Source organism: uncultured Shewanella sp., assembly GCF_947501665.1.
Lineage (GTDB): Bacteria > Pseudomonadota > Gammaproteobacteria > Enterobacterales > Shewanellaceae > Shewanella.
In genome coordinates, this window is sequence record NZ_CANMWS010000071.1 from 1 (window position 1) to 1,439 (window position 1,439).

Below are 1,439 nucleotides of genomic sequence, written 5' to 3' on the forward strand. Positions count from 1 at the left end.
CAACTCGGCTTTTCACCTCGAATATTCGATAGAAACAAAAATTCGAGCCGCTCTATCGTTGACTCGCTCAATATACTGGGATCAAATTCCCAACTTAATACAAATACGTCATTTTTAGGTTGTATTGTCAGGCTAAGAGGAAATTTAGGCTTAGAAAGGCAAATTCTCCTTCTAGATATTGTCAAACTATTAATGTCAGGAGTGAAATCAATGCCCTCTTGCCAAGAAAAAACCACTTGTTGTAAAGGGTTTTGCATAAGCCCGCTGTCAAGATGAATCTCAGACAACAACGCATTGATATCAAAGTTAGCGGACTCTAAATCACGATACAAGTCATGATGAAAATCCCCTATATGAATTCCCTTTCTGTAGCGAACTGGGACCATACTCACCAAGTAGCCTGCAATTTCACTCAGTTGAGATTGCTGCCTGTTAGAATATGGCGTACTGACAACAATGTCTTCTATTGAGATAAATTCCGACAGTGTCTTACTCCATGTGTATAAAGCCACACAAAAAGTAGAAGAGTTAGTTGTCTCTGCCAGCTGTAGTAAAAGGTTGCTATCACATATCGACATTTGCGAATGGTAAGTATGATTAGCATTTTTGCTGAGCGGCCCAAGTGAATGCAGTTTAAATGGTTTGTAATTTTTTAATCTAGCCTTCCAATAGTTTAGCTTTACAGGAGTCGTTGAGCATTGGGCAAGATAGTCAATGTATCCAAACTTAATAGTTGACATCGGTTTCTGGTGATAACGCAGGTTTAAGCGTCGCCAAAACAATGTCATTGAATAACCATCAAAAATAATATGAGGACAATTCAAAATGAGTACGGTATGCCCCCTTGATAGCGCCACAATGTGTGCTTTAAAAAGGGGGCCGGTCGTTAAATCAAACTCTCGCAGTTGTTCCACTTTACATAACTTAGATACAGCACTTTCATCTCCATCCAAAAAGCTTGGACTCCAGCTTTGCGACACAGAAGGTTTCATCACAATACGCTCATCTTGCTCTTCAAAAATACAGTGAAGTGTGTCAAAGTCGCGATAGAGTAAGATCAGTGCCTGCTTTAATTTCACGAAATCAACTTCACCATAAATATCGTAACTTGTGACTATATTATAGTGTGATGATTGCTCTGACTTGTACAATGGCCACAACAATTGTTGATGGGTATTAACTTTAACACCTTTGGCTTTCTCTTCGAATGTTAAAGCGTTTAAGAACCTTATTATTTTACTAGGCTTGTTATTGACGAGTTCCGACATTCCATTCAAAGTTGGTGACTTCATTATCTCTAGCAAGCTAATATTTATCAGCGTTTGTTTTTCAATAAAATTAATCAACTTTAAAGCCATTAAAGAATTACCACCCAATTGAAAAAAGTGGGAATCGGATTCAATAACGGTATCTTCACCCAAAACTTGTTTCCAAATACC

General features: G+C 38.0%; 1 protein-coding gene. It reads right to left on the bottom strand.

Translation table 11 applies throughout. The features are described 5' to 3' along the window. Positions 1-1,421, bottom strand: a 1,421-nt coding sequence (locus Q0976_RS23930) for a condensation domain-containing protein (protein WP_366525103.1), incomplete at its 3' end; no start/stop codon positions are given. Positions 1,422-1,439: the final 18 nt, after the last annotated feature.